The organism is Salmonella sp. SG203 (assembly GCF_013350575.1).
Taxonomy (GTDB): domain Bacteria; phylum Pseudomonadota; class Gammaproteobacteria; order Enterobacterales; family Enterobacteriaceae; genus Salmonella; species Salmonella enterica.
The window spans coordinates 1-1,610 of record NZ_SNMT01000074.1; the positions used below are offsets into that span (position 1 = coordinate 1).

General features: G+C 50.6%; 2 protein-coding genes. Both read right to left on the reverse strand.

What is annotated here, in order from left to right; translation table 11 throughout:
- Positions 1-18: 18 nt before the first annotated feature.
- The gene (locus tag HV477_RS27795) at positions 19-798 is read right to left on the reverse strand and encodes a molybdenum ABC transporter permease (RefSeq protein WP_175065738.1); all 780 of its coding nucleotides are present in this window, start codon (positions 796-798) and stop codon (positions 19-21) included.
- Positions 795-1,610: extracellular solute-binding protein (locus HV477_RS27800; RefSeq protein WP_175065739.1), on the reverse strand; the 816-nt coding region annotated here is incomplete at its 5' end. The genes HV477_RS27795 and HV477_RS27800, both read right to left, overlap by 4 nt.

Genomic DNA, 1,610 nt, shown 5'->3' on the forward strand with positions numbered 1-1,610 from the left:
GGTTTGCCCTGCCAGACATTACATTATGGATGTCCTGCCATAACGTATTCGTCGGGAGACTGAGAAACACAATAAGGGAACAGGCAAAGTAAACAGCAGCAATAACCATAACAGTACATATACGGCATCAACACCGTTGTTTTGCAGGTTGTTATACAGCTGTACAGGCATTCCCTGAGGGAAATAGGCAAATATCATTACGATGCCAAACTCCCCTGTCTCACGTACCCAGGCTAATGCGGTCGCAGAAGCCAGGCCGGGACCTGCCAGCGGTACCGATAATCGCCAGAATCGTTGCCAGGGGGAAGCGCCAAGTGTACGCCCGGCCTCCAGGATATCTTCGGGAACTGATGCGAAAGCTGAACGTGCGGTGATAATAAAATAGGGAGATGCCCCATACCACTGGGCCACAATAAAGGCCGCAGGGTTATTCACCAGTGTCAGGCCAAACCTGCCCAGCATTTCACCCGGCAGGCTGTAAGGACCATAGGCGCTAACCAGCAAGATCCCCATCGCCAGAGGCGGTGTAAGTAACGGGAGCATCACCAGAAGTTCAGTTAACCGTTTCACAGGACCATCTGACTGCGACAACCACCAGGCCACGGGTAATCCACTGATAATTATCAACAACAGCGAAAATGCGCCTAATCCGAGGGAGGTTATAATGGCATCCTTATCTCCCCAGGACAGGTGTAAATGTTCCCAGCGGGTGATGCTGATTAGCGTCACAAAAGGTACTGCCAGCAGCAGAATTGCTGGCAGTGACAGCCACAGTGCCGTTTTGTGATAAATTTTCATTGCTTATAGAGCAGGCCACCTTTCGGTGAAGCATAACCATTCTGTTTAAAAAGTGTCTGGCCTGTTTTATCCAGCATGAAATCCACAAAAGCTTTACCTGCAGTGGTACCATGTGGGGCATTCTTCAGCACGGCAGCATAGTAAACCAGTGGCTGAGGATGGAGCACTTTCTCTTTTCCTTCACTGTCTTTCACACTGAAACTTACTGTGTCATACCATTGTTTTGCCATATCCGGATTGCTCAGGTTAATCTCATCCGGCAGCGCCACATACGGAAGGTGGGCTGAAATGACCTCACTTTCATAACCGGCAGCGGCATCCACCTGCCCACTTTCAAGACGGGCCAGAAGCCCCCCCTCCAGATGTGTCTGGGCAGGATTCTGATACCCGCCAAGAATTTCAGAAGAAATACCCGGCTCTTTGTAATATTTTTCAGCCAGTAACAGAGTAAAGATAATGTTCTGGCCTTTCGGGTCATTGAGCGGATCGGTACGCCCGAATTTCATGCCCGGAGATGCCAGAACTTTCAGCCAGTCTGCATCGCTGCCTGTGGACTGTGAAAACTGATGCGCAAATTTGCTTTCAGGGCTGTATGCTATCACCATACTGGTACTGGCCACAGGGACAGCATTATCAATCAGACCGGCGTCTTTCAGGATTTGCATCGGGCCTGGCGTGATGGAAACAAACACATCGGCCGTTATTTTCTTACCCGCCAGAAGACGCGCCATGCCGTATGACCCCTGCCCCTGTCCTTCATATTTCCCTCCCTGTTGCCGTGCAAAAGCAGGTCCCAGGGCCTGATCCATTAC

What these genes read in the sequence shown, in the direction of transcription:
- HV477_RS27795 (WP_175065738.1), bottom strand. Translation starts at nt 798, where the DNA reads ATGAAAATTTATCACAAAACGGCACTGTGGCTGTCACTGCCAGCAATT.